We start from the raw sequence: 4,662 nt of genomic DNA, 5'->3' as shown, positions 1-4,662 counted from the left end.
TAGCGCACACAACTGAGAACCGCTATAGCCTGATGCTCACTGCTCACTGAATACTAGCTTGCCCAATTTTCCCAAAGAACGAACCCTGCCATAAGCAGCAGAAAGCAACTAAATCCGATCTGAAGTTGTCGCGATTTGATGAACGGAACCAGGTAAATACCAAGGATAGTACCGAAACTAGCCGCCACGGTAAAGGATGCCATCAAAGGCCAATCTAGCTCAACCTGTCCTAGATAACCGAGAAAGCCGGTTACCGATTTAAGAGCAATAATCAATAGAGAGGTTCCTGCCGCCTGCTTAATCGGAACATTACCCAGCAAAACCAATGCAGGCACGATCGCAAAACCACCCCCAACTCCTACCAATCCCGTTAACACACCGACACCCATCCCTTCGATCGCCATCCAAAACCACGCATAACGGCGTTTCGGCGTAGACTGAGAGTCAGTGTCTGCTTCTGCCATCTCTGCCTGCGATAGTTGAGTACTTTTGCGAATCATCAAAACCGCTGCCAGCAACATCGTTACGGCAAACAGTCCCATCTGCAAGGTATCATTCATCCAAGCCAGGGAAGCTAATCTCGCCCCCAAATAGGCTCCCAGCATCGCCGTCGAACCAAACAAAAAGGCAGTTCCCAAGCGGACGTTACCCAGTTTCCAGTGGGGAATAGCCCCGATCAGGCTCACTGTCCCCACAATCGCTAGAGACATTGCGATCGCCGCTTTGGGCGCAACCCCCATCACGTAAACTAAAACCGGAACGGCTAAAATCGAACCGCCACCACCCATTAAGCCCAAACTCACCCCGATCGCAGCGGCCAGGAAGTGACCAACTATTGCTATGCTCATGAACTACGAATTACAACTTATTGGGTCAAGGTAGCTTGTAACTACCAACTCGGACAACGAGTTCACCCTTTCGAGGATCGCGGCTAAAGACAAAAGCACCTTCCTCCTTTTCACCACTGGCGAGAAAGTCAATTTGCTGTTCACCCGATTCTTCCACCTCACCATCAATGCGGAGTTCAGCAATTACCTGAACGGACTCAGCGGTTTCTCCGCCTGTGTTCTCGATCTCAAAAGGAACATAGAATTGCCCTGGTGCTTCGCGAATTTCACTGGAACGGTTAATTGATATTACAGGGGGTTGATTCTTCTGAGTCAGCCATTGATAAATGACGAGTCCGACAATCACAGCCACAATCAACAGGGCAATACTAAAAGTTGTCCACTCAGCGGGTGAACGAGGGGGTTGTTGTTCCAGGGGGTCTGATGAATCCATATCTTTCATATCGCTAGACGTCCTGCTGCACCGCCGATAGTTGCTGGTAATCCGAGGATTAATGTCCTGCTCAACCACAGCGTCCAGGGGTCATCTAAACTCAAGCGATGGAAAAAAAACAACATAAATGCTGAGGCAAAAAGTGAAACAAGATAGGACATCACCGTTTCACTAATCGGGCGCTGAAAGATACCTTTTTGCTGTCGGCGCTGTTTCTGCGTAGTAAAGCCCGCCTGGAAAACAATCCCATAGGAAATTACCAGCGATACAGCAATGATGGCTAAAAGCCTGGGGGGTGCGATCGCTGCATCGAGCATGGGGATTTCGTCGGTGGGCGCAATATTAAAGGCAATGATCATCGCACCTATTAGAGTGCCACCTATATCAGCCAGGGTGGCGTTAAAGTTTGATTTCTTGCCTTGTTGGTCAGAATCCTGATTATTGGAAGATGACCAGCGATCGCCACTTAAAAAAGCACCCGCCAAAGCGGCTCCTAGCGAAAAAGGAACGCTTTCCAAGATTAACTTACCCAGTGATTCATTCAGCGGTGTTTTCTGTGTAATCTCGCCTAACACAAAAAGGATACAGGTAGCGCTGATAATTCCAATTGCCAAAGCTTCAAAGCTGTCCATCACTGTATCGAAAAACTGCTTACTTTGGGTTTTACGAAATCCTTCCGTGTGGTTTAGCAGCAAAACAACGACGAAGGTAATCGCCAAAATGGCTAACATTAAGGATGGAGAGATTTGAGAGCCAATCCACCAAACTTCCATCGTATAAAGCAGAGGAATTCCAAATAAAAAGCCACCTGAAGCACCCCGAATCATATCATTCAGTTGATTTGACCACGAGTGGGAAGGTTGACGTTTTTTACGAGTGCGTTTTGTCATGCGTCGGAAAATTCTGATCCTGCCGTACCCGGCGTACAGAGTAAAAACCTCCTAGCAAAGGTATATCAAGACAGCCCCAGAAGGAACTGCCTACAAATCTGTATTCTGGATTACATAAATTCATGCTACCAAAGCCTTACCATTATAGGCTTATTTCTACTGACGGAGTTGTAGCTCTTTCGCTGCATCAGTACGAGAAGACGTAAACTCAAGCAGTACTGACGTTTTCTCAAACGTGGAGAATCACACGCATCAAAACTTCGTCGTTCGCTACCGATTAAATACTTGGTTCCGGTTGAAGTCGGAATCTGCCGAAGTTCATACGAGGGGTTTCCCAGCGCCCTCCTTATGATAGCTGAGGGAACTGGGGGACTATTCCTACAACCCTTACAACCTGGATTAATGCCACACAAGCGTTGCTTCCTGCCACTCCTCTTCAAACTCATCTTCGACATCATCGTCAAAGACCACACCGAGAAATTGACAGGCTGTACAGGTAGTAAGTCGATTAAATTTCTGCATACTGGGGTGATTATGATTATATTCCACCCTCCATACGGGTTGACCCACTTCGACTTCCAGTTCCCAGTCTCGAATTGGATTCTCTAAAATCCAATCAATCCTAGCTAGGTTACATCGGGGGATTTGGTAGCAGTAGAAAACTCCCTTAGTCATACTTAACCGTCCTGTGAAGATAGATGCATCGAGCCCTGAATGTTGCTGAAAAAGAAGCCTGAACCCTCTGTTCCGCTCAATTTTCATTGAGATAGAGAGAGAGCAGTTTTTCGAGTTCATCAATAATATAGGGTTTGATTAGATAGTGTGTACAGCCTAGTTTAAGAAAATATTCTTGATCTGCTGTTCTTGCTAAACCCGTCGTGGCTATGATGGGAATTTGGCTGGTTTTGGAATTCTGTTTGAGGTGACTGATAACTGTTTCACCATTGAGGTCGGGTAAAATTAAATCAAGTAAGATTAAGTCAGGTTGATAACTCTCTGCTAAAGCTAAAGCCTTTGAACCTTCTGTTGCTGTGATAACAATGCAACCGTATAATTCCAAAACCGCAATGAGTAGAGTTAAACTATCTTCATTGTCATCTACAGCTAAAATAAGTGGCTGTTTTTCCATAGGCAGCTGTTCACTATTTAGAGAGATGGTCATCCTCATTTTGATTTAATATAGCCGATTAATTTAGTTAGAGTAATCTTTGATAGATGTCATTTGAACGCAACTTCGTATCATGTGTTCATGGCTATTTTGAGATAGAGGTTGATAAGTTAATAAGCGAACAGGCGTTCAATTTTGCATAATCAAATTTATGAAACTCTTGTGGGATGGGCTTGAAAACCCATCCACATTAGGCTTGCTTAGATAGTACAGCAGCTTATCACTGAGATTGTTCAAAGTGTTGCTGGTTTATGCGAAGAGCGCTGTTTTTTGCCCGACTGCTTTCGGAAGGCTAATGTGGTTCACCAGAAGCTCTAAGGGAAACCCGCTCAAGCCCAACACACCAACGCTTCCAAGAGCTAAGGAGGCTGGGTTTCCACCCCTTAGAAGGCAATGCTGTAAGACTCCCGCTGATATGCTCAAGCCCGTCATTTCTCGCGTTGGGATGGATACATTTTGGTCGAATTTTAAAATACCATCCTTGAGTTGAAACAAGGTTGATACTGGCTGTAATACTTGAAGATAGAAGAGTTCTTTCAATTGTTCGATGTGCAAGACACCTTGACTTTTGAGGTACGTTCCCATCGGTTCACTAATGGGACAGCACCAATGAATCAATTTGTCGAATACGCGATCGCTCACCCACTGTTGTTCCTCAATCAGTTTCACTAACCCTTGCTGGTTTAATTGCATAGCCGCTGCCACAAGGCAACCCTGATTTACCCAGATGTAATGAACACTGCTCTTGCTTGCTGGGGATGCGGATTTAATATGAATCGTCAGCAAGCCAGTTTTATGCCCTTTTTCGATAAACTGAAGAATTTCTGGAATAGAAAATTCGGCTAAGAAAGCTGTAATAGACATGTAGAAACACCCAAAACCTAATTGAATGCGCGACCATCAGCGAAACTAAACGTCTCAAAGACACTCTCAGTTGCCAGCTGAGGATGCAAGAAATCTGAGCTAAAAAAGAACCTAGCTTCTATTAATAGTTTGAAAACTATGCAGCTGAAGAGTCTCGTTCTAAGGAGGCAATACTCTTCTACCAATAGATGTAATCCGCTAAATAGTCTTTATCTATCTGTGGCGATATCTAAAGCTCCATCTTGGTTGCTTTGTCTTAGCTCTAATTAATTCTTTCTTCTCAGTTGGTAGCGCGGTTAATTAACAAGGTAACAACACTTGCTGTTCCTGAATTCTGCCTAATGAGAGAGGTAAATGTTAAGCCTGTTTGTAAGTCTTAATTAATAATTAAAATTGGTAATTTTTGCAGAATAATCATAAATTAATAAAATTTTTTTAACAATTTATTTAAGGAAGTAA

General features: G+C 44.2%; 6 protein-coding genes. All 6 read right to left on the bottom strand.

Translation table 11 applies throughout. The features are described 5' to 3' along the window. Positions 1-53 precede the first annotated feature (53 nt). The 6 genes from V6C93_RS23045 to V6C93_RS23020 all read right to left on the bottom strand — a co-directional run bounded on the left by V6C93_RS23045 (position 54) and on the right by V6C93_RS23020 (position 4,203). Positions 54-848 (bottom strand): sulfite exporter TauE/SafE family protein, encoded by a 795-nt coding sequence (locus V6C93_RS23045; RefSeq protein WP_333479012.1) that lies wholly within the window; start codon positions 846-848, stop codon positions 54-56. Between the two features lie 25 nt (positions 849-873). Then, complete coding sequence (locus tag V6C93_RS23040) at positions 874-1,290, bottom strand: TIGR02588 family protein (protein ID WP_349262809.1); 417 nt, start codon at positions 1,288-1,290, stop codon at positions 874-876. After that, complete coding sequence (locus tag V6C93_RS23035) at positions 1,287-2,171, bottom strand: TIGR02587 family membrane protein (RefSeq protein ID WP_333479010.1); 885 nt, start codon at positions 2,169-2,171, stop codon at positions 1,287-1,289. Before V6C93_RS23035 ends, V6C93_RS23040 begins: the two co-directional genes overlap by 4 nt. 399 nt (positions 2,172-2,570) lie before the next feature. Continuing rightward, on the bottom strand, positions 2,571-2,846 hold the full coding sequence (locus tag V6C93_RS23030; RefSeq protein ID WP_333479009.1) for a hypothetical protein: 276 nt from the start codon (positions 2,844-2,846) through the stop codon (positions 2,571-2,573). Positions 2,847-2,922: 76 nt separating this feature from the next. Further along, positions 2,923-3,333: a response regulator gene (locus V6C93_RS23025; protein WP_333479008.1), complete on the bottom strand. Its 411-nt coding sequence runs from the start codon at positions 3,331-3,333 to the stop codon at positions 2,923-2,925. 255 nt (positions 3,334-3,588) lie between these two features. Next, positions 3,589-4,203, bottom strand: coding sequence for a DUF4388 domain-containing protein (locus tag V6C93_RS23020; protein WP_333479007.1), 615 nt, complete (start codon positions 4,201-4,203; stop codon positions 3,589-3,591). Positions 4,204-4,662: the final 459 nt, after the last annotated feature.

Source organism: Allocoleopsis sp., assembly GCF_036703385.1.
In the GTDB taxonomy this organism is placed as follows: Bacteria; Cyanobacteriota; Cyanobacteriia; order Cyanobacteriales; family Coleofasciculaceae; genus Allocoleopsis.
This window is presented reverse-complemented; position numbering and strand designations above follow the sequence as displayed.